This window comes from Paenibacillus sp. FSL R5-0341 (assembly GCF_037975235.1).
In the GTDB taxonomy this organism is placed as follows: Bacteria; Bacillota; Bacilli; order Paenibacillales; family Paenibacillaceae; genus Paenibacillus; species Paenibacillus amylolyticus_A.
The window spans coordinates 4,997,139-5,020,300 of sequence record NZ_CP150241.1 but is presented as its reverse complement, the minus strand read 5'-3'; the positions used below and the strand labels follow the sequence as shown (position 1 = coordinate 5,020,300).

Below are 23,162 nucleotides of genomic sequence, written 5' to 3'. Positions count from 1 at the left end.
GCATCTCCTTGCGAAACGGCGGATCTATATAGTTTGTATTCTTCTAACAATTGTCTTTGGGTTACTTATATTGAGATTGGGATGGATTCAGATCGTTCAGGTCAATCAGACCATGCCTGGGTTTCACCGAACCGTACGAGAAATGTCTGTATTGCAGCGTGAACGCGGCGTGATGCTTGATCCAGGGCGGGGACAATTTACGGATTACAAAGGCGAAGCTTTAACGGGGAAGCTGCAATGGGGCCTGGTTCTTTTCCCACAGGCAGATCTATCAGAGAAATTACGCAAGTATGGAGCGTTGGAAGACTCCGAGATGACACAGTTGGCAGCGATATTACATACGGATCTGCATCAATTGAAGAAGGAATGGAATCAGGAGAGTACCCCTCATTTTTGGACAGCAGGTGCACATCAGCCTGTTCATTTGACCGATGCTCAGATAGAGCGTCTCCGTAATCTGCACCTGCAAGGAGTTGGCATATATCCGATGATGACTAGGTATCTTCAGGGATACACGGGAATGCAGTGGATGGGTTATCTGGCTGAACAGCCGGGATCTTCCAAAGGACAACCTGGGCATCAGGATGAAGTAAAACAGCCTTTTGCCATGAAATCAGGGGCAGCTGGACTGGAGAGAACGCTTGAACCCCTGTTGATGGGCATAGGTCCTACGCTGGTATCACGTATGGTCTCGGGCGGTGGAGAGATTATCCCCGAGATACAGCCGCACGTCATCGCACCAGCCAATAGTCATTATCCTTTACGTGTGGAAACCACGGTGGATGCTGACTTACAGCGTGGATTGGAGCAGCTGACAGAAGAAGCTGAATTAGAAGAGGGGGCCGTTGTTGTGCTTGATGCCGCTAACGCAGATGTTCGTGCCATGATATCACGTCCTTTCTATCAGCCACAACACGTGGACCCCAAACAATCGGCTTGGAGGAATCGAGCAGTACAGGGAGCCGTTCCAGGCTCTATTTTCAAAATCGTCACTGCGGCGGCTGCGCTGGAGTACCATGCGGTTTCTAACGGAGAAGAATTCCATTGTGGGGGTGAGTACGGAAAGTATGGGTTATCCTGCTGGAAGGAGCATGGGCATGGAAACCTAAATCTGGCGCAAGGGTTTGCCGAGTCTTGCAACATCGTTTTTGCAGAAACCGCGCGCAGACTTAGCATGAAACAACTGGAGCAGACGGCAGATCGTCTGGGACTGGCACGTCCTGTTGGTTGGGAGGGGAAACAGATGGCTGGGATGCCTGTCTTACGGCACTTTGATCATGAAGATCACGGGCGTGTGAGAACAGCGACAGTTTCGTCTGACGATGAAGGAGCAAAAATTCAGACAGCGATTGGTCAGCGAGATGTCTTGGTCACACCGCTGCAAGCTGCCAATCTGATCGTGACATTGTTGCATGATGGGAAGGTTAGTGCTCCGCGTCTCGTTGAGCGCATCCGGTATGCGGATGGTGGCACCATGCTGGAGATGCCCTTGCATGATTCACCTTCAACCGCAGGACAGATTGCTCCCGCAACAGCGCATAAACTGCTATCCTGGATGAATAAGGTAGTCCGTGAGGGAACAGGAAAATCCCTGCAGCATGCGCGGTGGCATCTTGCAGGGAAATCAGGCACAGCTCAGGTACAGAAAAATGGGCAGAAGCGCAATCATCAATGGTTCATTGGTTATGGACCGATAGAGCATCCCAAGTACGCTGTAGCTGTTCTTGTCCAGAATGTCTCTCCTGATAGCCGTCATCAGGCGACGGCTATCTTCGGGAAGGTCATGGACTATTTGGCTGAGTCCTCGTGATCCTTCCCAGGAACGGGACGTTGTCCCGTAGACTCGGCAGATTTTGCTGAGGCCTTGTTAACGGGTGGGTCCATCACCAATGGAGAGGACTCAAATTCATCTTTTGGCAGGTGAATCCACTTTTGCAGGTACCCTTGTTGTAACAGTTCTTTCAGAAGGATCAGGAGCACTGGAGATAACACTACACCCGCAAGGCCGAAGATCGAAAGGGAAATCAGCATAAACGAAAGCATCAAGTACGCCGAGGACACACCAATCGAGTTACCCGAAATTTTCGGTTCCAGCAATTGTCGTGTCAGCATTGTTACTGCCAGAATGACAATCAGGCCGATCGCCAGGCTACTGTTGCCTATAATAAACAAGTAGACAATCCAAGGAATGAATACAACAGGAACACCGAGCAAAGGTACCAGATCAAAGACCGCACAGATGGCTGCAATGGTAAAAGCGTTAGAGGTTCCCAAAATCAACAAACCTGCATAAATCAATACGAACGTAATAAGCATCATGATCATCTGTGCCTTCAAATACGAGCGGATCGTCTTGAACACATGATTACGTATGAATTCAATAGCTAATTTTAAAGTTTTAGGCGTTTTCGCACGGGCGAACTTGCGCCACGATTCGATCTCGATACTGAGAAAGAATGCCAGAATAATCGCAATGCCGAAGTTCGTAATAAACGAAGAGAATGAACTGAGGAAACCGACGACGAACTGTGCTCCGCTCGTTACCCATTTGGATAGGAAACCGGTCAGTGTTGCAAAATATTCGTTCGCTTTTTCCATAATACCATCAGGTATAGCATCCGACTTGTCCTGCATAAATAGAACCAGATTGGTGAATTCACGCTGTATCATTTCAATATATACGGGAAAATTATCTTGAAGATTGGAAATTTGTGAAATGATAATTAAACCTACACCAAAAAAGGCAGCGACAATTAATGCAAGAAACAACAAGACGGAGATGGCGGCTCCAAGCGTCTTGGGCAATCCTTTGCGGTGTAAAAATTTGGCCAGCGGTTCAATCATCCAATACACGATGAATGATAAAAAGACGGGTGCAGCCACTTGGTATAATTGACTGAAACCGTACATGATCACATACACGGTTAATACGAGCAATGCGATGTCAAAGACGGTTCGCCCGTATTTTTTGTAAAGCGGTAGCATGGACATGGCTCCTTTAATGGCAATAATTAGATTGTATTTATTGTACACGATAGCTATCTTTTTGGGAAAACAGGATTCAAGAAAAGTCTGAACTATGATAAAATTAAAGGCGGTTTATTTTAGATAGTGCCATGGCGCACCGTAATTCAGCAGGAGAAGTGGGGAGCTTGCAACATGACAACGATACTTCAGAGTATTCTACTGTGGTTATTGTATCTTTCATCTTTTTACGCCTTTATTCCAAGTTTGATTAGCAGGCTTTTCGGTTTTCGTGTATTCCGACGGGGAAGAAGTGATACACAATTTGCCTTAACGTTTGACGATGGGCCAGATCCACACTATACGCCGAGACTGCTTGATCTGCTTCGTCAGCATCAAGCCAAAGCAACATTTTTTGTCGTTGGAGAACATGCTGCGAGACATCCAGAACTCATTCAGCACATTCACGAGGAAGGCCATCTTATTGGTATTCATAACTATATTCACAAAACGAACTGGCTCATGCGGCCACGTACCGTTCGTAACCAGATCCAGCGAACCGGTCAGATTATTCATGAAGTAACCGGAGAGAAGACTTGTTATTATCGTCCACCGTGGGGGATTATGAATCTGTTTGATTTTTTCAGCAAGAAAGAACGCAAGATCGTACTGTGGTCTTCCATGTTTGAAGACTGGAGAAGCCGAGTAGGTGCCCAGAGATTGACCGAACGGATGCTGAAGGAACTAAGAGGTGGAGAGGTCATGCTGCTGCATGATCGAGGAACCACTCTCGGTGCTGATGCACACGCGCCGGAGCAGATGCTTCAGGCGCTGGAAGTCGTCTTGCAGGAAGCTGAACGGCTTGGGCTGCAAAGTGTACGCGTAGATACGTTAATGGGAGGTATGACAGTGAGCGAATCTCAGAGCAGGACTCAATCACAGGCACCGTTGAAGCTGTGGAAAAGAATCGTTGTGGCCTTATGGCTGGGCTGGGAAAAGCTGTTCCACTGGGTATATCATCTGCGGACGGCTTCGCCAGAGGACCCGATGCTGCACTTCAGATCCCGTGTATATCACGGAGCGCGGGTGGAGATGAATGACGGCCATGTCATTCAAAACGGAGATCCGGTGATTGAACTACATTTTGACAATCAGAAATTGTTCGAGCTTGGGGTGACTTCACGGTCCAGTATGCATTTGGCTATTCGCATGATTCGGACCATGGAGCAGCAATTACCGGACTTGGCACGCATGGTAGCACTCGAACCTGATTTACGCTCTGCCAAGGCCATATACGGTGTGAGTATGATTAATAGAGGTCCGGAAAAGTTCGGCTTCACCATACAAGATTTGCCCCCTGGACCGTTCAGTGCTGCATCCAAAGTGTACCTGAAGCTGTTGTTAAGTGTGATTCATCCGGCAGGAACCAAACGTCTGAAACAGCGCACAGAACAATTGGTGCCCAAGATGATTGCCATGCCGCTGGAACTGCTGCTGGAACGTTATGGTCAACATAAAACACAGGTGGCAGCAACAGCAGAAGAGGTTAGGGTTGGATCGCTTGTGATCGAACAAGAGATACTTCCAGAGCGGAACTAGGGCGTGTCTGAAAACTCCTAAGAGGCAGATTTTGCCGAATTTTCGTTCCAAGCCAGGAAGTTTTCCGCAGGCGTGCCGGGGCACGTCAAGGGAAAGTGACGCAGCAGGGGGCGAAAAGGCGGTAAAAGATGCACTTCAGCGAGTTTTCAGACACGTCCTAATTAGCGTAAAAGAAAAGGGTTGCCCTTCGCCAGATATGGCAGAAGAGCAACCCTTTATTTATTAGCTTGTTTCCGCTAGGTTAGATAACGGATTTCATGATTTAGATACTCAGTACGCCGCCATTACTTGCATTCGTAACCAGTTTGGAATAACGAGCCAAGTAACCGGTTTTTACTTTCGGTTCAAAGCCTTTCCAACCTGCGCGACGACGTTCAAACTCTTCGTCACTGATGTGCAATTCAATGATACGGTTGTTCAGATCCAGTTCGATGATGTCCCCTTCTTCAACAAAGGCGATTGGACCACCCTCAGCTGCTTCCGGAGAGATATGTCCGATACTGATTCCGCGGGACGCACCAGAGAAGCGTCCATCGGTGATCAGACCGACTTTAGCACCAAGACCCATACCTACGATCTGGGAAGTTGGAGCCAGCATCTCAGGCATACCTGGTCCGCCTTTTGGTCCTTCATAACGGATAACGACAACATGACCTTCTTTAACTTTGCCGTTAGCAATACCTTCGAGCGCTTGCTCTTGGGAGTCAAAGCAGATGGCAGGACCTTTGTGGTATCCGCCAACCGAAGCATCAACCGCACCAACTTTGATGATCGCTCCTTGTGGTGCAAGGTTACCAAACAATACAGCCAGGCCGCCTTTTTCGGAATGTGGGTTATCCAGATGGTGGATAACGTTGGTATCCTGAATTTCTTTTCCTTCAACGTTCTCACGGATTGTTTTACCTGTTACCGTAATGCAGTCTCCATGAATTGCGCCTGGTTTCTTGAGCAATTCGTTCAGCACTGCGCTTACGCCGCCTGCATTGTGAACGTCTTCGATGTGAAGATCGGAAGCAGGTGCAAGTTTCGCCAGATGCGGAACGCGGTTAGCTACTTCATTGATACGTTCGATTGGATACTCGATGCCTGCTTCATGAGCCAGTGCCAGTGTGTGCAGTACTGTATTCGTAGAACCACCCATCGCCATATCGAGTGCAAACGCGTTATCGATCGCTTCTACAGTTACGATATCACGTGGTTTCAGATCCATTTTAATAAGTTCCATCAGTTGTTTAGCGGATTGTTTAACAAACTCACGACGCTCAGGAGCAACGGCAAGGATGGTTCCGTTACCTGGCATAGCCAGTCCCATTGCTTCAGCGAGACAGTTCATGGAGTTTGCAGTAAACATACCGGAGCATGATCCACATGTCGGACAGCCGAACTGTTCAAGTTCGAGCAAGCTCTTATCATCGATTTTACCTGCTTGGTAAGCACCCACGCCTTCAAATACGGAAGTCAGGGAAAGAGCTTTACCATTGCTGTCACGACCGGCTTTCATCGGTCCACCACTGACAAACACGGTAGGGATATTACAGCGGAGTGCACCCATCATCATGCCTGGTGTAATTTTATCGCAGTTCGGGATACATACCATGCCGTCGAACCAGTGTGCAGATACAACGGTTTCCACGGAATCCGCAATAATGTCACGGCTTGGCAGCGAGTAACGCATACCAATGTGTCCCATGGCAATACCATCATCTACTCCGATGGTGTTGAATTCGAATGGAACGCCACCGGCTTCACGAATAGCATCCTTTACAATTTTACCGAATTCCTGAAGGTGGACATGGCCGGGCACGATATCGATGTATGAGTTACATACGGCAATAAACGGCTTGCCGAAATCCTCTTCTTTAACGCCCGCTGCGCGGAGCAAACTCCGGTGTGGTGCGCGGTCAAAACCTTTTTTGATCATATCGGAACGCATCTTCTTGGCTGACATGGTGTATTCCCCCCAAATATATAATATTGAGCAACATGAATGGAAAAGTAAATGGCAGTGCATCTGTCGTTTAATTTCATCCGTACTCTAAAAAAAAGGACCGGCATGCCGGTGTCGAGCTCCCCGTAGTTTGTGAAATTCTTTGCTGCTTTAAACCCGTGAACACCCGGTTTTTCTATTGAGTCTATCACAACCGTCGTCATATTTCTACAATCAATAGAAAGAAGCCTCAAACCATTTTCATGGAATTAGACTTCTTGATTTGCGGGAAAGCTATGATCATGTTTCGATGTGGCGAGCGGGATTCATCAGTTGCTTCCGCCTTTGCGTCCAATCTCACGATAGAATTCCTTATTATGGGTTTCGGAAGTGGCTTCACCGCCCTTGCGGCCAATCTGCTTGTAAAAGTCAGTGTCATGGGCATCTGAAGTCGCTTCTCCGCCTTTTTTTCCAATCATCTGATAGAAGCTTCGATCATGGTTTTTGGAAGTGGCTTTGCCACCTAATCTGCCGGCTTCTTCACGGCTCATCTTGCGTTCTGACGTCGGTTGACGTGCCATTACAAATCACTCCTTACAACAATAAGTTGTTTTTTGTAGCGCGTATCCCTAATTTACCACCTTATTTCCAGCATGAAACAACACACCAGGATAGAATCGATGGTGAAGAGATCCGTCAGAGGATTAGGCCGACCGTTTAAATACCTCATGTCGATTGAAAGAAAACCGCGATATATCTGGTTCAATTAAGGGTTTGAACGTGTGACGAACAGCCGGCAGAGCCAATGTGACTGCGAATAGAACGGCAATGACAAGTATGACTGGAATATACGCCGAGCTTCCCATATAACTGTAGACTCCGGACCAGATCGCGAGACGAACGAGAAATCCATGCAACAGGAAAACATAGAGTGTGCGTCGTCCAAGGTCCGTCAGTCTGGAGGTCAAGGAAGGTACCCATGCCAAGAACAGCGCTGCCGATGCAATTTCCAGCAAGTAGACACCCAGTCGGAAGATGCCGGCATACCATTCGTGATGACCCAGTTCGGCGTACGTCATGCTACCGAGTAACCATCCTGATGAAATATTCAAACCGCCATACCCGATCCATACCAGCAGTGCAGCAGAGAGGATGGCTGCGGTTTTTCGCCCCCAACCGGATAATAAACGAGAACGGATGGATGCTCCATAGTCATAACCGATGACAAAGAACGGCAAGAATACAAACGTACGGCTGAAGCTGAGCCAGAACCCGTCGATGGGCAAATACCCGGCAATTACACCGAGCGCAATTGATCCAATCAGCCGATATATCGGTTTCCACGAGATGGTAAGACGCAGCAACAATCGCCAACAGAAATGACTCGCGAGAAACCATAACAGCAAGTAAGGTGCAAAGAAGGATAGCCGCATATGGGGTGTGTGGAACACGGTAAAGTCCATTAATGCGTACAAGGACTGGAACAGTACGTATTGTAGAGCGATTTGCTTCAGGACGTTTCTCCCAGGTGCACCTTGGAGTGAGTGTGTCGCAAAATACCCGGTTACCCATACAAAGAGTGGCATGTGAAACGTATATATCCACAGGAACAGAGCTTCCGCTCCTGCAAAGCGTGTGATGAGTGGTTCAAGTGCATTACCTGCAAGGACACAGACGATAAGCATAAAGCGCAGATTGTAAAAGAAAGATTCCTGATCATCCCGGATCAGTGTCTGATTTTTCATGGTGCAGCCCCCTTATAGACCCTTTTTGCAAGGTCATTTGCATCTGTAATAAGGGTAATATGGAAGTGTATTGTCTATTGTGATTTAATTCACATTAGTAAGCGTTATCTTTTCTCAAAGCTGTGACAAAAAATGAACACTCCGGGATTGACAACGGTTGCATAGAGGATGACAATAGTAACAGAAGATGAGGAAATGTAAATATAAGGAGGGAAGAAATCATGTCAACGAGTCCCTATCCAAGCCCGGAAATTATTACATTTGGGGAAAGTATGGGTTTGCTGACTGCGAAGGATACAAGAGGTCTGGAATATGCGGCCACGCTGGACAAGTCTTTCGGGGGTGCCGAGAGCAATCTGGCCATTGGCGTATCGCGGCTGGGTCATACCAGCGGTTGGTTTGGACGTTTGGGCAATGATCCGATCGGCAGCATGATTCTGAAAGCCATTCGCGGTGAAGGCGTAGATGTCTCCCGAGTACGGTTAAGTGATCACGAGCCCACAGGTTTGATGATTCGTGAGAACGCTTCCGGGAAAGCCTCGGTACATTATTATAGGAAGTTATCCGCTGCAAGTGCGATCACACCTGATGATCTGGATCCCGATTATATTGCAGGGGCGAAGATATTGCATGTTACAGGTATTACCGCAGCGATAAGCCCATCCGGACTTGCTACGGTAGAAGCAGCCATACATATTGCCAAGGAGGCAGGTGTGAAAGTAAGCTTTGATCCGAATCTGCGTCTCAAACTATGGTCAGCGGATGAGGCCCGTCCAGTTATACTGCGTCTGGCTGAACTTGCGGACTACTTTTTACCGGGTCTGGACGAGATGAAACTTCTATATAACGAAGAAAATGATCAAAAAGTACTTGAGCGTCTATCTGCCATGAAGGCCGTGTGCATCGTGAAGGGTGGCCCTGATTTGACCTACGTATTGGCGAATGGTACCCTAACGGAAGTTCCGTACTTTAAGGCGGATCATGTTCTGGATACGGTAGGAGCAGGAGATGGATTCTGCGCGGGATTTTTATCGGGCTTATTAAAAGGATACTCCCCGCAGGAAGCAACCCGTCTCGGCAATTTGACCGGTTCCATGGTTATACAGGCTGTTGGCGATTGGGAGGCGCTCCCGACGTGGGGGCAGGTCGAGGCCAAGCTGAACAATGTTGCCCATGTTGAGCGCTAGTCGCTGCTGAAATCATATATGTCTCATCTTCGTTCTTAAATGTAAGGCTTGTATACACAACCACCACATTGACAAGGGAGAGAATGAAATGAAGAAGCTTCAGCTGTTGCAAAAGATTACGGATAATGGTGTTGTGGCGGTTCTGCGTGCAGATTCTGCGGATCAAGTCATTGCCATGGCCGAGCAAGCGATTGCGGGTGGCATTAAAGTTATCGAGATTACGATGACGGTACCTAGTGCCCTCAAAGCCATTGAAAAATTAAGCCGTGTATACCATTGGAACACACAAGATCCAGAGAAATTTGCCATTATTGGTGCGGGAACGGTGCTCGAACCGCAGACGGCGAGAGCAGCTATCATGTCGGGTGCCGAGTTTGTAGTCGGACCTTCGTTGAACCCGGATACCGTGCAGATCTGTAACCTATATCGAATTCCGATTCTGCCTGGTGTAATGACCATTGCTGATGTTCAGCGCGCATTAGAGCTCGGAGTGGACATTGTGAAGTTGTTCCCGGGAAATCTGTATGATCCTTCCATTATCAAAACGATGAAGGGCCCTATGCCGCAGGCGAATTTTATGCCAACTGGCGGGGTATCCTTGTCTAATCTGGGCGATTGGATCAAGGGTGGAGCGGTGGCTGTAGGTATCGGCTCCGACTTGACATCGGAAGCGGTGAAGACGGGTGACCTGAGTCATGTACGTCGCAAAGCGGAACAATATATGGATGCTTACCGCAAGGCCAAGGCTGAATAATATTTTTTGGAATTCGGAAGGGGAGCCTGATAAATGAAGGCTCCCACTTCTGTGAGCCGCGGCACCTGCGGAAGTGAAGAAAGGTGATGAACGTTGAGAAATCGGTATAATACAGGGCGCAAGAAGAGGGGCATCGGGAAATTCCTGCTCGTACTTCTGGCGCTCATTGTCATTGGATGTGGATTTGTTGCGTGGAAATTATTCACACCATACGGTCCACAGGAAATAGCTCAAACCGCAATGGAAACAGCCAATCAGGTGACGGTGAGCGAACAAGAGAACTGGATTGACTTTGTGCCAGATAAACCGACTGGGAAAAGTGTACTTTTCTACCCGGGTGGTCTGGTGAAACCGGAAAGTTATGCACCGCTTGCGCATGAGCTGGCCGCTGCCGGTCATCACACGATTATTGCCAAAATGCCGGTCAACCTGGCAGTGCTCAAGCCAAACTTGGCAGATGAGATTCTGGCCGCATATCCGGGCGAACAATTCGTTATGGGTGGACACTCTCTTGGTGGGTCCATGGCTGCACGTTATGTAGCTGCGCATCCTGATGCACTTCAGGGCATCTTCTTCTTGGCCTCCTACCCGGATGAAAAAGGAAGCGTAAAGGCACTCGGAATCCCTGCTTTATCTATTCTGGGTACTAATGATGAGGTCGTGAATGCCACGAAGTATCAGAGTGGACGGATGTATCTTCCAGAGGACACGGTATATTACACTATTGAAGGTGGAAACCACGCCCAGTTCGGTGATTATGGTCATCAAAAAGGGGATGGCGAGCCGGAAGTGAGTGGAGAAGAACAGCTGAATCAGACGGTCAAGACGGTACTGGCTTGGTTAAGTACGATTAAGTAGATTTTAATTATTCTGCATTAAGGGCTGTATGCATTTATAGCATAACTTGATGGAGGTGATACGGATGACCATGCTTCAAGTGCATGGAGCGCAAATTCCATGTAAAGGTATCCTGTTCGATAAAGATGGAACACTGCTGGAATTTCTCCAGCTATGGGGGCCGTGGGCAGAGACGCTGCTCAATCAGTTACAAACACGTATGAATGAGCTTGGGGCTTCTTTTACGGTTGAATTGGAGCATGTTCTTGGTACCATCCATAATGAACAAGGTCATATTGTTGGATATGATCCGCAAGGTCCGCTGGCAATTGCGACTGTTGATGAGTGCACGGGATTACTTGCAGGGCAGCTATATGCGGCGGGCATGCCGTGGAATGAAGCGATCACAACGATACGCCAATTTTCAAGTGTAGCCATGCGAGAGGTTAGGCAGAGAAAACTGGCTGAACCAATGTCAGGATTGCTGGATTTCTTGCAGAAATGCAGGGCAGCAGACATACCACTGGCGGTCGTCACTTCAGACAGTACAGCGGCAGCAGAAACACATCTGGATTGGATGGGGATCCGTTCCTTTTTCACATCCATTGTGGGCTGTGATCGGGTGACCCAGGGGAAACCGGATGGAGAAGCTGCACTGTTGGCTTGCCGCGAATTACATATCGATCCTGCGGAGGCCTTTGTAATTGGAGACAGCAATGGGGATATGCAGATGGGGCGACATGCAGGAGTATCTTATACGCTCGGTTACTGTCCGCAGTTAGATCAAGGATCTCACCTGGTTGATGCCCATGCCATTATTCGTCATTATAATGAGATAAGCGTTATTATATAAGTCACCCTGGCTTGGTTGAACGATATAAAAGGAGGAGAGAGGATGAACGCAACAGAACAACTGGCTACCTGGATTCAGGAAAGCTCCCGTATTGTTTTTTTCGGAGGGGCCGGGACTTCAACAGAAAGCGGGATTCCCGACTTCCGCTCGGCTGCGGGTCTGTATCAGACGGAGCAGCATTCACCTTATCCACCGGAAGAGTTGTTAAGCCGACACTTTTTTGATCAACATGCCGATATTTTTTATGATTTTTATCGTGGCAAAATGCTTCATCCAGATGCGGAACCGAATGGGTGTCATCGACTGTTGGCCCGTCTGGAGCAGGAGGGGAAACTTCAGGCAGTCATCACGCAAAATATTGATGGACTGCATCAGAAGGCAGGCAGCAGTAATGTCTTTGAGCTTCACGGCTCAGTTCATCGTAACGCCTGCATGGATTGCAAACAGTTTTATACGCTGAATGATATTATACAGTCCCAAGATACCGTACCTCGCTGTACCGCATGTGGTGGTGTGATCAAGCCGGATGTGGTGCTGTACGAAGAGGAGCTGGATCAGACGACATTGTATCGTTCCATTGATGCGCTGTCTTCTGCAGATCTATTACTCGTGGGAGGCACGTCACTGACGGTATATCCAGCGGCCCAGTTAATTACGTATTTTCAGGGAAAACATACCGTTCTTCTTAACGCCACACCTACCGCTTACGACCGCCGGGCTGATTTGCTGATTACAGAGCCAATTGGTGAGGTAATGAATAATGTGGACCAGCTTCTTGGTTAAACGCATGGACTGAATAACCGCATTCTCCGGCATAGACCGGACAACAGAGGCGGAACCTGGGGAAAGAAGGGATTCATAATGGTCTACGTAGCAAGCGATACTCGCTATGAAACGATGAAATATAACCGCGTTGGGCGTTCAGGTTTGAAATTGCCAGCGATTTCACTGGGGCTGTGGCATAATTTTGGCGGTATTAACAATGCCGAGAACGGCCGTAATATGATTACCCGTTCATTTGATCTGGGCATTACACATTTTGACCTTGCCAACAACTATGGCCCACCGGCAGGTTCGGCAGAGCAGCTATTTGGACAAGTACTGGCTCAGGATCTGAAACCTTATCGTGATGAACTTGTGATCTCCACCAAAGCGGGATATTATATGTGGCCCGGGCCTTATGGCGAGTGGGGTTCACGTAAAAATCTGGTATCCAGTCTGAATCAAAGCTTGAAGCGTATGGGCCTGGACTATGTAGACATTTTCTATTCACATCGGTATGATCCCGAAACGCCTTTGGAAGAAACGATGATGGCACTGGATCATATTGTTCGCTCGGGCAAAGCCCTCTATGTAGGAATCTCCAACTATCCCGCAGAGCAGACAAGACAGGCCGCCGAAATTCTGAAAGGTCTGGGTACGCCATTGTTAATTCACCAACCGAAATACTCGCTGCTGGAGCGCTGGATTGAAGATGGTTTACAGGATGTGCTGGATGAGTACGGAACAGGCAGTATTGCGTTCTGTCCATTGGCACAAGGTGTGCTCACAAACAAATACTTGAATGGTATTCCGGAAGACTCACGTGCCAAAGGTCCGTCGGTATTCCTGAATGAAAATAACATCTCTCCAGAGACGCTCCGCAAAGTGCGTGCACTGAATCAGATTGCAGCAGCCCGTGGTCAGAGCTTGGCCCAATTTGCACTCTCCTGGGTGCTACGGAATGGCAGAGTAACTTCTGCGCTGATTGGTGCAAGTCGTCCTTCCCAGATCGAAGAGAATGTGGCTGCACTCAGCCAATTGGATTTCTCTACAGAGGAATTGGAACGGATTGAATCCATTCTGTCTCCGGAGCCTGATGACAAATAAATAAAGTGCAAAAGGTGCATCTTAGCCATAATGGCGGAATGCACCTTTTTTGTCGTATATGGTTCCGTCCGTCATTTTGTTTTACCGTTTGTTGTGTTGAGCGTTCTTCTGTAACCCTTGATGTGGCGGGCGGGACAGTATTTTTTCTCGATACAAGCTGGGCGCTTCACCATGAAATCGTTTGAACTGTTTGGAGAAGTATAGTGCGTCAGGCAGTCCCACCGATGCAGATACCTGTTCGATGGACAGATCCGGGCGTTCCCTTAGGAGTTGGCGCGACTTGTCGATCCGCAGTTTCAGCAGATAAGTGACTGGCGAAAGCCCGGTTTCCTGTTTGAAAATACGGGATAGATACGCACGGTTGTACCCGAGACTCGCAGACATTTGTTCAATGGAGACAGGGTAGGCATATTGGGTAGACATATATTGAATCATCTGTTTCACCGTACGTCGGATGGAGGATTCACCTGGAATTAAGGTTTGGCCCTGTGAAAGGTGATTTTGCGCTTCGGCTAGAATCATATATAACGTACCCAGTGATGTAAAATGGGAGCTTTCTTTGCGCTCGGCAAAAGCATCCTGCATCACGGATAGCCAATCGGAAATTCCACAAGAGGGTCCGGCATGAAAAACGGACTTCTCCGGGCGGAATCCGGCCTCCTCGGCATGCTGGGCAGCCTGACTGCCTGTGAAGGCGATCCAGCGGTATTGCCATGGGTTGCGGGCATGTGACTGGTAGCTCACCAGTTGCCCGGGATGAATAAGGAAGCAATCACCTGCGGATAACTCGTAGGTGTGCAGTTCGGTACGGAACGTACCCGCCCCTTTTTCTACATAATGCAGCAGATAATAATCAAAGAGTTTGGGTCCGAGAGCGTGACCGGGAAGTGTCTGGCTTGCTCCGGCAAACAGGACATGCAGTGCCCCTTGTTCATAATAGACGGGATTGGAGGCAACCGAATAACTGAGCGCTCCACTTTTACCGGAAGGTGATTCCTGTATTTTATCTATAGAAGATGCAAGAGGGTCTTTCTTGGAGTTGGATGTGTCTGCCATGGTCGTTTCCTTCTTTCCGGGATGCTCCGATCATTATACGCCTTAAGGTCACATTTATCCATATGAAACACACATGGTTGCATTACATGAGGGATCGCTTTCTTATATAATAACATTAAGAAAACCACAACAACGAGGCGAGGTGCACCAGCAGTGAACGTAACTGAATTGAAACAAAAGTTTATTGAGAAGTACGGAGAGAGTGGAGCGGACATCCGTGTATTTCATGCCCCTGGGCGTGTGAATCTGATCGGTGAGCACATTGACTATAACGGTGGATACGTGCTCCCGGCAGCACTTGAATTCGGAACAACATTGATTATTCGTGAGCGTCAGGACAACAAGTTGCAACTGGCTTCCACGAACATGTCTTATGAAGGAGTACTGGATACTTCCACCATCGGTAAAGAGAAAACCGGAGAATGGATCGACTATCCTGTGGGTGTCATGGTTGAACTGCAAGGCAAAGGCGTGAATGTAACGAAAGGGTACGACTTCCTGTACCACGGGGAGATTCCGAACGGGGCAGGACTTTCATCGTCTGCATCTCTGGAGGTACTTACCGGATTTGCGATGCAGTCTCTGGAGGGTGTGTCGGATATTGATACGGTTCAACTGGCGCTTCTTTCCCAGAAAGCGGAGAATGAGTTCGTAGGCGTGAACTGCGGAATCATGGATCAGTTTGCTGTCGCAAACGGTGCTCAGGATCATGCGATCCTGCTGATGTGTGACACACTGGAGTATGAAAAGGTTCCTTTCCGAACAGGTTCCTACAAATTGGTCATCGGTAATACGAACAAACGCCGTGGTTTGGTGGATTCGGCTTACAATGAGCGTCGCTCCCAATGCGAGCAGGCACTTGCCATCTTGAAGGAACAGCTGCCTGCACTGAATTACCTGGCTCAATTGACGCCAGAGCAGTTCGTAACGCTACAGGATCAGATCAAGGATGAGAAAGTAAGACAGCGTGCACAGCATGTCGTGGAAGAGAACGCTCGTGTGCTCGCATCGGTAGAAGCATTGCAGGGTAATGATCTGGAAACCTTCGGCAAGCTGATGAACGCTTCTCATGAATCGCTTCGCGACTTGTACGAAGTAAGCTGTGATGAGCTGGACGTTATGGTCGAAGAAGCTCAGCGGATTCCTGGCACGCTCGGTGCTCGGATGACTGGCGCAGGATTTGGCGGTTGTACTGTATCGCTTGTGCATGAAGATGATGTCGAGCGTTTTGTAAGCGAAGTGGGCGCTGCATATGAAGCGCGTACCAGTCTCAAAGGTGATTTTTATGTGTGCGGCGTAGGCGACGGTGTTAAAGAATTGAAGGAGGCGAAGTAAAATGGCAATTTTGGTGACAGGTGGAGCAGGGTATATTGGATCTCATACGGTAGCAGCATTGTTGGAACGTGGGGAAGAGGTTGTTGTACTGGATAACTTGCAGACAGGGCATCGTGAGGCGTTGCTCGGCGGTAAGTTGTATGAAGGGGATCTGCGTGACAAAGAAATTCTGGCGAAGCTGTTCGCTGAAAATTCAATCGATGCAGTTATTCACTTTGCGGCCAACTCACTCGTAGGCGAGAGTATGAAAGACCCGGCTAAATATTATGACAACAACGTGTTTGGTACACTCTGTCTCTTGGAAGCGATGAATGCAGCGAACGTACGCCGCATCGTCTTCTCCTCTACAGCAGCTACCTACGGTGAGCCTGAGAAAGTGCCAATCGAAGAAAGTGATCGTACAGAGCCAACCAACGTATATGGCGAAACGAAGCTAATGATGGAACGCATGATGTCATGGTTTGATAAAGTTCAGGATATCAAATACGTTTCCCTGCGTTACTTCAATGCAGCCGGTGCTCATGACAGCGGTAAAATTGGTGAAGATCACCAACCAGAGAGTCACCTGATTCCACTGGTGCTGCAAACGGCTTTGAAACAACGTCCGCACATCGCCGTGTTTGGTGACGACTATGCTACAGAAGACGGAACATGTATCCGCGACTATATCCACGTGAGCGACTTGGCTGATGCGCATCTGCGAGCTGTAGATTATCTTCGCAAAGGTGAGAACAGTAACGTGTTTAACCTGGGTAACGGTACAGGATTCTCAGTGAAACAAGTGATCGAAACAGCTAAAAAAGTAACTGGCCTCGATATCCCGGTTGTACAGGAACCACGTCGTGCAGGTGACCCGGCTGTGCTGGTAGCTTCATCTGCAAAAGCGAGATCCGTCCTGGGCTGGAATCCGAAATGGACCAATCTGGAAGATGTCATTCAAAGCGCTTGGAGCTGGCACCAATCACGTCCTGACGGCTACGGAAAAAACTAGGAGGCGAACACCTTATGTCACAGACTCATATTGCAGCAGGTGCCACAGAGCGGACACCGGAGCAGCAGGAAGCACTGCATGCCATTGAACGTCTGGTTGCATTTGCCTTGCAGAAACAATTAATTGAGGAAGCGGATTGGGATTATAGCCGCAACCTTTTGCTGGAACAATTCGGATTCTCAGAGCCTTATGCCGGAGAACTGGATACGACAGTGCCCGATGGCCCACAGGCGATGCTGGATACGTTGATTGATTATGGATTCACCATTGGACTTATTCCTGAAAATAGCGATACGTTCCGTGATTTGCTGGATGCTAAAATCATGGGTCATTTGATGGCACGCCCATCCGAAGTGGTTCGCGCATTCCGCCACACGGAGCAGACGGAAGGCATTGAGGCGGCCACATCTCAATTCTATGACTTGTCGATTAACTCCAACTACATTCGGATGGATCGGATCGCGAAGAACGTCTACTGGACACAGGACACCGCCTATGGAGACATGGAGATTACCATCAACCTGTCAAAACCGGAGAAAAGTCCAAAAGAAATTGCCATGGCGAAATTGCTTCCGCCACCGGTATATCCAAAATGCCAGCTGTGTCGTGAAAATGTAGGTTACGCTGGTCGGGTGAATCACCCGGCCCGCCAGAATCTGAGAGTCATTCCGCTGGAGCTTAACAGCGAGCCTTGGTTGTTCCAATACTCGCCGTATGTGTACTACAACGAGCACTGCATCATTTTCCATCATGATCATGTGCCGATGAAACTGACAAAGGATACCTTGCGCAGGCTGCTTGCCTTTGTTGGAGAGTACCCGCATTACTTTATCGGATCTAACGCAGATCTGCCGATTGTTGGTGGATCGATTCTGACACATGACCATTTCCAAGGTGGTCGTCATACGTTCGCCATTCAAAATGCACAGCCTGAAGCGGTCTTCCGCCATGCGGATGCACCCGGACTTACACTGAGTCTTGTAAAATGGCCAATGTCCGTGATGCGTCTGGCTTCACACGATCCTGCAGAGCTGCTTGAAGCGGGTAACGCTGTATATGAAGCTTGGAAGGTCTACAGTGATTCAGCTGTGGATATCGAAGCGTTCAGTGAAGTGGACGGGGAGCAAGTACCACACAATACGGTAACACCAATCGTTCGTCGTAGTGCAGACGGTGGCTACGAGATGGATCTCGTATTGCGTAACAATCGTACGAATGATGTGCATCCTGAAGGCATCTTCCATCCGCACCGTGAAATGCACCATCTGAAGAAAGAAAACATTGGTCTGATCGAAGTGATGGGGCTTGCAATCCTGCCAGGTCGTTTGAAAGAAGAGCTGGACAGTATCGCGGATATCCTCGCTGGCGATGCCAAGCTTGCTGAAGCAGCGAAAGCTTCTGATCATGTGTTGAACAAGCATCTGGGCTGGGCGGAAGAATTGATTGAACGGTTTGGTCCTAACTTGGACAAAGAACAAGCCGTTGCCATTGTACAGCAAGAAGTCGGCTTGAAATTTGCCGAGATTCTGGAGCATGCAGGTGTCTACAAATATGATGAAGCAGGACGCCAGGCTTTCCGTCGCTTTGTAAGCAGCATGGGATACACTGAATAAACAGGTATAACGATGAACATCAGCCCTATGTAAGGGCTGGTGTTCTTGTCATTTATGCGCATTGGAATGAACTTCCGGGCCAGTTATAATAGGGAGAAGTCTTTAGAGAACCACAATGAATTGAGGGAATGGGGGGAATGATTTGGAAAAGCAGGCATTGAATATTCCGTTGATTACAGACGCAGAAGAACTGCAAAGCATGGTGGGTGAACCGCATGAACATGTGCGTAACAAGGCAATCTCATTTGTGGATTCACATGTTCAGAACTTTGTATCCATGTCACCATTATTTTTCCTCTCCACGTCCGATCGTGATGGAAAGAGTGATGTGTCACCACGGGGCGACGGAGCAGGATTCGTAAAAGTATATGATACATACCGGCTCGTCTATCCCGAACGGCCAGGCAATCGGCGGATAGACTCCTTGTTAAACATCTTGTCTAACCCTGGTATCGGAATGCTCTTTTTGATTCCGGGTCTGAATGAAGTGCTGCGCATTAATGGTACAGCGTCCATTACTAAGGATGAAGAATTTATCGCCAGTATGGGCTGGACCGGTAAAACGATTGGTGCGGCTGTCATAGTTGATGTGGAAGAAAGCTTTATCCATTGTCCGCGAGCATTCAAACAAGCTGGATTATGGTCGGCTGAAACATGGGTGGACTCTGAGGATTTGCCTTCCACAAGCGAGATGTTTAGAGCCCATTTGGAGATTAACGGGTTGTTATAAAGTGAGTGGCTATCGATTTGTTTTTCTATAAACGGGGTACTATAATTGGAGTTGCACTAAAATTCTAAACTCCATTGGAGGCGACAATAGATATGAGATCTTTCCAATTCTATAATCCAACCCGACTGATTTTCGGTAAAGGACAACTGGAAGCATTGAAAACAGAGGTACCGAAATACGGTAAACGGGTTCTGCTTGTATATGGTGGCGGCAGTATCAAACGCAGTGGGCTGTACGATCAAGTGATCGGTTTGCTTAAGGAAGCTGGAGCAGAAGTGACTGAACTGGCAGGCGTTGAACCGAACCCGCGTCTTTCTACAGTGCATAAAGGGGTAGACCTCTGCAAAACCAATAACATCGACCTGATTCTCGCTGTAGGTGGCGGTAGTGTACTGGACTGCTCCAAAGCTATTGCTGTAGGTGCTAAATATGATGGCGACATGTGGGATTTTGCTCAGCGTAAGGCTGTTGCACAGGACGCTCTTCCACTTGGTACGGTATTGACGATGGCAGCAACGGGTTCGGAGATGAACTCTGGTTCGGTTATTACAAATCAGGATACACAAGAAAAACTGGGCTGGGGCAGCGCATATTCATTCCCTGCATTCTCCATCCTGGATCCGGTGAATACATACACTGTTCCGCTGGACCAAACGGTATACGGTATGGTTGACATGATGTCCCACGTATTGGAGCATTACTTCCATCTGGATTCCAACACGCCGGTTCAACTCGGCTTCTGTGAGACGATTCTGCGTACCGTAATGGAAGCAGCACCACGTCTGGTTGAAGATCTGGAGAACTATGAACTGCGTGAAACGATTTTGTATTGCGGAACAATGGCACTGAATGGCGTGCTGAATATGGGTCTCGCAGGAGACTGGGCAACACATAATATCGAACACGCGGTATCCGCAGTGTATGATATCCCACATGGTGGCGGACTGGCGATCTTGTTCCCGCACTGGATGAAACATAACCTGGATGTCAATGTGGACCGATTCAAACGTCTCGCGATCAATGTGTTTGAAGTGAGTCCTGAAGGTAAGTCGGACAGACAGATTGCCGAAGAAGGCATTGATGCACTCAGCAAATTCTGGACATCCATTGGTGCTCCTAACCGTTTGGCTGATTATGACATCGATGATAGCCAAATCGACGTTATGGCTGATAAAGCTATGTTGTTCGGCCCATTCGGTAACTTCAAGAAACTGCAACGGGAAGATGTTGTATCCATCTACAAGGCTTCTCTGTAATTTTATACTCACTGACAAGTGGACGGACACATCCTGTTGTCCAATAGCCGCAAGTCTCCTTCATGGGGGCTTGCGGTTTTTTTATGTAATACCCATTATCGGCTCCAGAATACATTTGAGGAAAGATTTTGAAACATTCTGAGGTTAGTTACGTATTTATTTACATGTGGAATGCCCAGTTAGGATGAATTTGCGGCAGAGGAGAGGAGGAACAGGGGATGGAGACGATTTATTGGGGGTGTCTAATCGGAGGAGCAATATTTGCGGTTGTCAGCCTTGTGCTGGGTGACTTGATTGATGGCTTGCTGGACGGAGCCTTCGAAATGCCAGGTCTTGATTTTTTCAAACCCGTTGTGTTAGCTGGTTCCATTACAACCTTTGGTGGGGCAGGCATTATGCTGACACGTTACAGTTCATTAAGTGCGATGTCGGGTCTAATATTATCCCTGCTTATAGGTATTGCTGCAGCCATGCTGGTATTCTTCGCATATATCAAACCGATGCGTAACAGCGATGTCTCGATTGCATTTTCAATGAAAGAGTTGTCCGGGAAAATTGGGGAAATTACCATTCCGGTGCCGGAAAAAGGTTTTGGCGAAGTGATGATTCGTTTTGCTTCCGGTAGTACGATTCAGACAGCATCCAGTTTTGAACACCTCCCCATTGCGGCGGGAGCGCGTGTTGTTGTGGTGGATGTTGTAGATGGTGTACTGCGTGTGTCGGAATGGGATGAAAACGTACTTAAAGATTTATAAAGTATTCTTACTACCTAAGTAATTTAAGCACTCATCATGAATGAATAAGGGGAGAGATGTGGAATGGAAAATTTGAATTTGAATTGGGATGTATTGTTGATTCCAATAGTTGTGGTTGGTGTCATTCTTATTCTGGGTCTGGCTTTCTGGGCGAGATACAAAACGGTTGGACCGGATGAAGCGATGATCGTTACGGGATCATTCTTGGGAAGCAAAAATATTTCCGATGATGATTCTGGCCGGAAAATTAAAATTGTTCGTGGTGGCGGTGCTTTTATCCTGCCAGTGTTCCAGCAATCCGAGTTTATCTCCTTGTTGTCCCACAAGCTGGATGTCTCCACACCTGAAGTGTACACGGAACAAGGTGTTCCAGTTATTGCTGACGGTGTCGCTATTATCAAGGTTGGGGGCGCTGTAGAGGACGTTGCTACGGCAGCTGAACAATTCATCGGTAAACCTGTAGAAGCGCTGAGAAGCGAAGCACAGGAGGTACTGGAGGGGCATTTGCGGGCCATCCTTGGTACGATGACGGTGGAAGAAGTATATCGGAACCGGGATCGGTTTGCGCAAGAGGTTCAAGGAGTCGCAGCTAGAGATCTGAAGAAAATGGGATTGCAGATTGTCTCATTTACCATTAAGGACGTTCGTGACAAACAGGGCTACCTGGATGCTCTCGGCAAACCGAGAATTGCCGCGGTGAAGCGTGATGCCGAAATTGCTGAAGCGGAAGCGATGCGTGATGCACGGATTCAGAAGGCCAATGCGGAAGAGCAGGGTCAAAAAGCGGAGTTGCTGCGGGATACCAATATCGCTGAGGCAGCCAAAGAGAAAGAACTGAAAGTAGCCACGTTTAAGCGGGATCAGGATACAGCGAAAGCGGAAGCCGATCAGGCGTATCATATTCATGAAGCTCGTGCGAGACAGACCGTGGTGGAAGAAGAAATGAAGGTTGAACTCGTTCGTAAAGAACGTGAGATCGATCTGCAAGAAAAAGAAATCGTCGTACGTGAGAAGCAATATGATGCTGAAGTGAAGAAAAAGGCCGAAGCAGATCGTTATGCGGTGGAGCAGGCGGCTGAAGCGGATAAAGCCAAGAGAATGCGTGAAGCCGATGCGGTACAGTACTCCATCGAAACGCATGCCAAAGCAACTGCTGAACAGAAGCGACTTGAAGGTCAGGCTATGGCGGATGCGGAACTTGCCAAAGGTACAGCGGATGCAGAGGTTATTCGTCTACGTGGTCTTGCGGAAGCAGAAGCGAAGGAAAAACTGGCCGAGGCGTTCCAGAAGTTTGGCGAAGCGGCTGTACTCGATATCATTGTCAAAATGTTGCCTGAACTGGCTGGCAAAATTGCAGAGCCAATTGCATCCATTGATAAACTGACTGTGGTAGATACAGGTAAAGGTGAAGGTGCTACGCGGGTTAGTAACTATGTTACCGAGTTAATGGCGACGGCACCAGAGATGCTCAAGAGCGTATCCGGCATCGATGTAGAACAGCTGATTAAAGGCCTTACCAAGACCAAAACACCTGCGCCGGTTGCCATCCAACAGAGCGAGGCAGTTACAACTCCTTCGATAATCGACAAGATTGTGGAAAGAGCTGGGGTTGACGAGTAAGAAGCACTTCGAATGTTGCATGGTTGTTCTATTGACCTTAAGGCGAATTTTTGTTACTTTTTAAGCGAGAC

Annotated in this window: 19 protein-coding genes and 1 pseudogene; 15 read left to right on the top strand and 5 right to left on the bottom strand. The window is 48.2% G+C overall.

The window, feature by feature from the left end; all coding sequences use genetic code 11:
- The first annotated feature begins 70 nt into the window (after positions 1-70).
- A complete protein-coding gene (locus MKX75_RS22495; RefSeq protein ID WP_339166909.1) occupies positions 71-1,810 on the top strand; it encodes a penicillin-binding protein 2 in 1,740 nt (579 codons plus the stop codon).
- Here MKX75_RS22495 and MKX75_RS22490 read toward each other — a convergent pair.
- Positions 1,789-2,985 carry an AI-2E family transporter gene (locus tag MKX75_RS22490; RefSeq protein WP_339166908.1) on the bottom strand — a complete coding sequence of 399 codons (1,197 nt, stop codon included), beginning with the start codon at positions 2,983-2,985 and terminating at the stop codon, positions 1,789-1,791. The two genes, MKX75_RS22495 and MKX75_RS22490, sit on opposite strands and share 22 nt — an antisense overlap.
- Before the next feature lie 174 nt (positions 2,986-3,159).
- Between MKX75_RS22490 and MKX75_RS22485 the strand changes: the two genes are divergently transcribed.
- The gene (locus tag MKX75_RS22485) at positions 3,160-4,563 is read left to right on the top strand and encodes a polysaccharide deacetylase family protein (protein WP_339166907.1); all 1,404 of its coding nucleotides are present in this window, start codon (positions 3,160-3,162) and stop codon (positions 4,561-4,563) included.
- A 262-nt stretch (positions 4,564-4,825) separates the two neighbouring features.
- Here the strand turns inward: MKX75_RS22485 and ilvD are convergent, their stop codons facing one another.
- The 3 genes and pseudogenes from ilvD to MKX75_RS22470 form a co-directional block, all read right to left on the bottom strand.
- Positions 4,826-6,511: a dihydroxy-acid dehydratase gene (gene ilvD, locus MKX75_RS22480; RefSeq protein WP_074096200.1), complete on the bottom strand. Its 1,686-nt coding sequence runs from the start codon at positions 6,509-6,511 to the stop codon at positions 4,826-4,828.
- A gap of 317 nt (positions 6,512-6,828) precedes the next feature.
- Positions 6,829-7,071 (bottom strand): annotated as a pseudogene (locus tag MKX75_RS22475) (general stress protein); the annotation flags it as partial.
- A gap of 123 nt (positions 7,072-7,194) precedes the next feature.
- Positions 7,195-8,235, bottom strand: coding sequence for a hypothetical protein (locus tag MKX75_RS22470; protein WP_062835862.1), 1,041 nt, complete (start codon positions 8,233-8,235; stop codon positions 7,195-7,197).
- Positions 8,236-8,456: 221 nt separating this feature from the next.
- On the opposite strand from MKX75_RS22470, the gene MKX75_RS22465 reads away from it, so the two are divergent.
- From MKX75_RS22465 to mgrA, 6 genes are all read left to right on the top strand, one after another.
- Positions 8,457-9,422 carry a sugar kinase gene (locus MKX75_RS22465; protein WP_145150166.1) on the top strand — a complete coding sequence of 322 codons (966 nt, stop codon included), beginning with the start codon at positions 8,457-8,459 and terminating at the stop codon, positions 9,420-9,422.
- A gap of 88 nt (positions 9,423-9,510) precedes the next feature.
- A complete protein-coding gene (locus MKX75_RS22460; RefSeq protein WP_017686833.1) occupies positions 9,511-10,176 on the top strand; it encodes a bifunctional 2-keto-4-hydroxyglutarate aldolase/2-keto-3-deoxy-6-phosphogluconate aldolase in 666 nt (221 codons plus the stop codon).
- Between the two features lie 93 nt (positions 10,177-10,269).
- On the top strand, positions 10,270-11,034 hold the full coding sequence (locus tag MKX75_RS22455) for an alpha/beta fold hydrolase (RefSeq protein ID WP_339166904.1): 765 nt from the start codon (positions 10,270-10,272) through the stop codon (positions 11,032-11,034).
- Positions 11,035-11,098: 64 nt separating this feature from the next.
- Positions 11,099-11,866, top strand: a complete 768-nt coding sequence (locus MKX75_RS22450) for an HAD family hydrolase (RefSeq protein WP_339166902.1) — start codon at positions 11,099-11,101, stop codon at positions 11,864-11,866.
- 42 nt (positions 11,867-11,908) lie between these two features.
- A complete protein-coding gene (locus MKX75_RS22445; RefSeq protein ID WP_339166900.1) occupies positions 11,909-12,649 on the top strand; it encodes an NAD-dependent protein deacylase in 741 nt (246 codons plus the stop codon).
- 78 nt (positions 12,650-12,727) lie between these two features.
- On the top strand, positions 12,728-13,735 hold the full coding sequence (gene mgrA, locus MKX75_RS22440; RefSeq protein ID WP_145150158.1) for an L-glyceraldehyde 3-phosphate reductase: 1,008 nt from the start codon (positions 12,728-12,730) through the stop codon (positions 13,733-13,735).
- Positions 13,736-13,816: 81 nt separating this feature from the next.
- Here the strand turns inward: mgrA and MKX75_RS22435 are convergent, their stop codons facing one another.
- Positions 13,817-14,791: an AraC family transcriptional regulator gene (locus tag MKX75_RS22435; RefSeq protein ID WP_339166899.1), complete on the bottom strand. Its 975-nt coding sequence runs from the start codon at positions 14,789-14,791 to the stop codon at positions 13,817-13,819.
- A 153-nt stretch (positions 14,792-14,944) separates the two neighbouring features.
- Between MKX75_RS22435 and MKX75_RS22430 the strand changes: the two genes are divergently transcribed.
- The 7 genes from MKX75_RS22430 to MKX75_RS22400 all read left to right on the top strand — a co-directional run bounded on the left by MKX75_RS22430 (position 14,945) and on the right by MKX75_RS22400 (position 23,091).
- A complete protein-coding gene (locus tag MKX75_RS22430; protein ID WP_339166898.1) occupies positions 14,945-16,126 on the top strand; it encodes a galactokinase in 1,182 nt (393 codons plus the stop codon).
- A gap of 1 nt (position 16,127) precedes the next feature.
- Positions 16,128-17,117 carry a UDP-glucose 4-epimerase GalE gene (galE, locus tag MKX75_RS22425; RefSeq protein WP_062835855.1) on the top strand — a complete coding sequence of 330 codons (990 nt, stop codon included), beginning with the start codon at positions 16,128-16,130 and terminating at the stop codon, positions 17,115-17,117.
- A 14-nt stretch (positions 17,118-17,131) separates the two neighbouring features.
- Complete coding sequence (locus MKX75_RS22420; protein ID WP_076333655.1) at positions 17,132-18,730, top strand: UDP-glucose--hexose-1-phosphate uridylyltransferase; 1,599 nt, start codon at positions 17,132-17,134, stop codon at positions 18,728-18,730.
- A gap of 142 nt (positions 18,731-18,872) precedes the next feature.
- Entirely contained in the window at positions 18,873-19,460 is a 588-nt protein-coding gene (locus tag MKX75_RS22415; RefSeq protein WP_339166896.1) for an MSMEG_1061 family FMN-dependent PPOX-type flavoprotein, read from the top strand.
- A 92-nt stretch (positions 19,461-19,552) separates the two neighbouring features.
- On the top strand, positions 19,553-20,716 hold the full coding sequence (locus tag MKX75_RS22410) for an iron-containing alcohol dehydrogenase (RefSeq protein ID WP_339166895.1): 1,164 nt from the start codon (positions 19,553-19,555) through the stop codon (positions 20,714-20,716).
- A gap of 218 nt (positions 20,717-20,934) precedes the next feature.
- Positions 20,935-21,471 carry a hypothetical protein gene (locus MKX75_RS22405; RefSeq protein ID WP_017686844.1) on the top strand — a complete coding sequence of 179 codons (537 nt, stop codon included), beginning with the start codon at positions 20,935-20,937 and terminating at the stop codon, positions 21,469-21,471.
- Positions 21,472-21,534: 63 nt separating this feature from the next.
- Positions 21,535-23,091 (top strand): flotillin family protein, encoded by a 1,557-nt coding sequence (locus MKX75_RS22400; protein WP_076333656.1) that lies wholly within the window; start codon positions 21,535-21,537, stop codon positions 23,089-23,091.
- Positions 23,092-23,162: the final 71 nt, after the last annotated feature.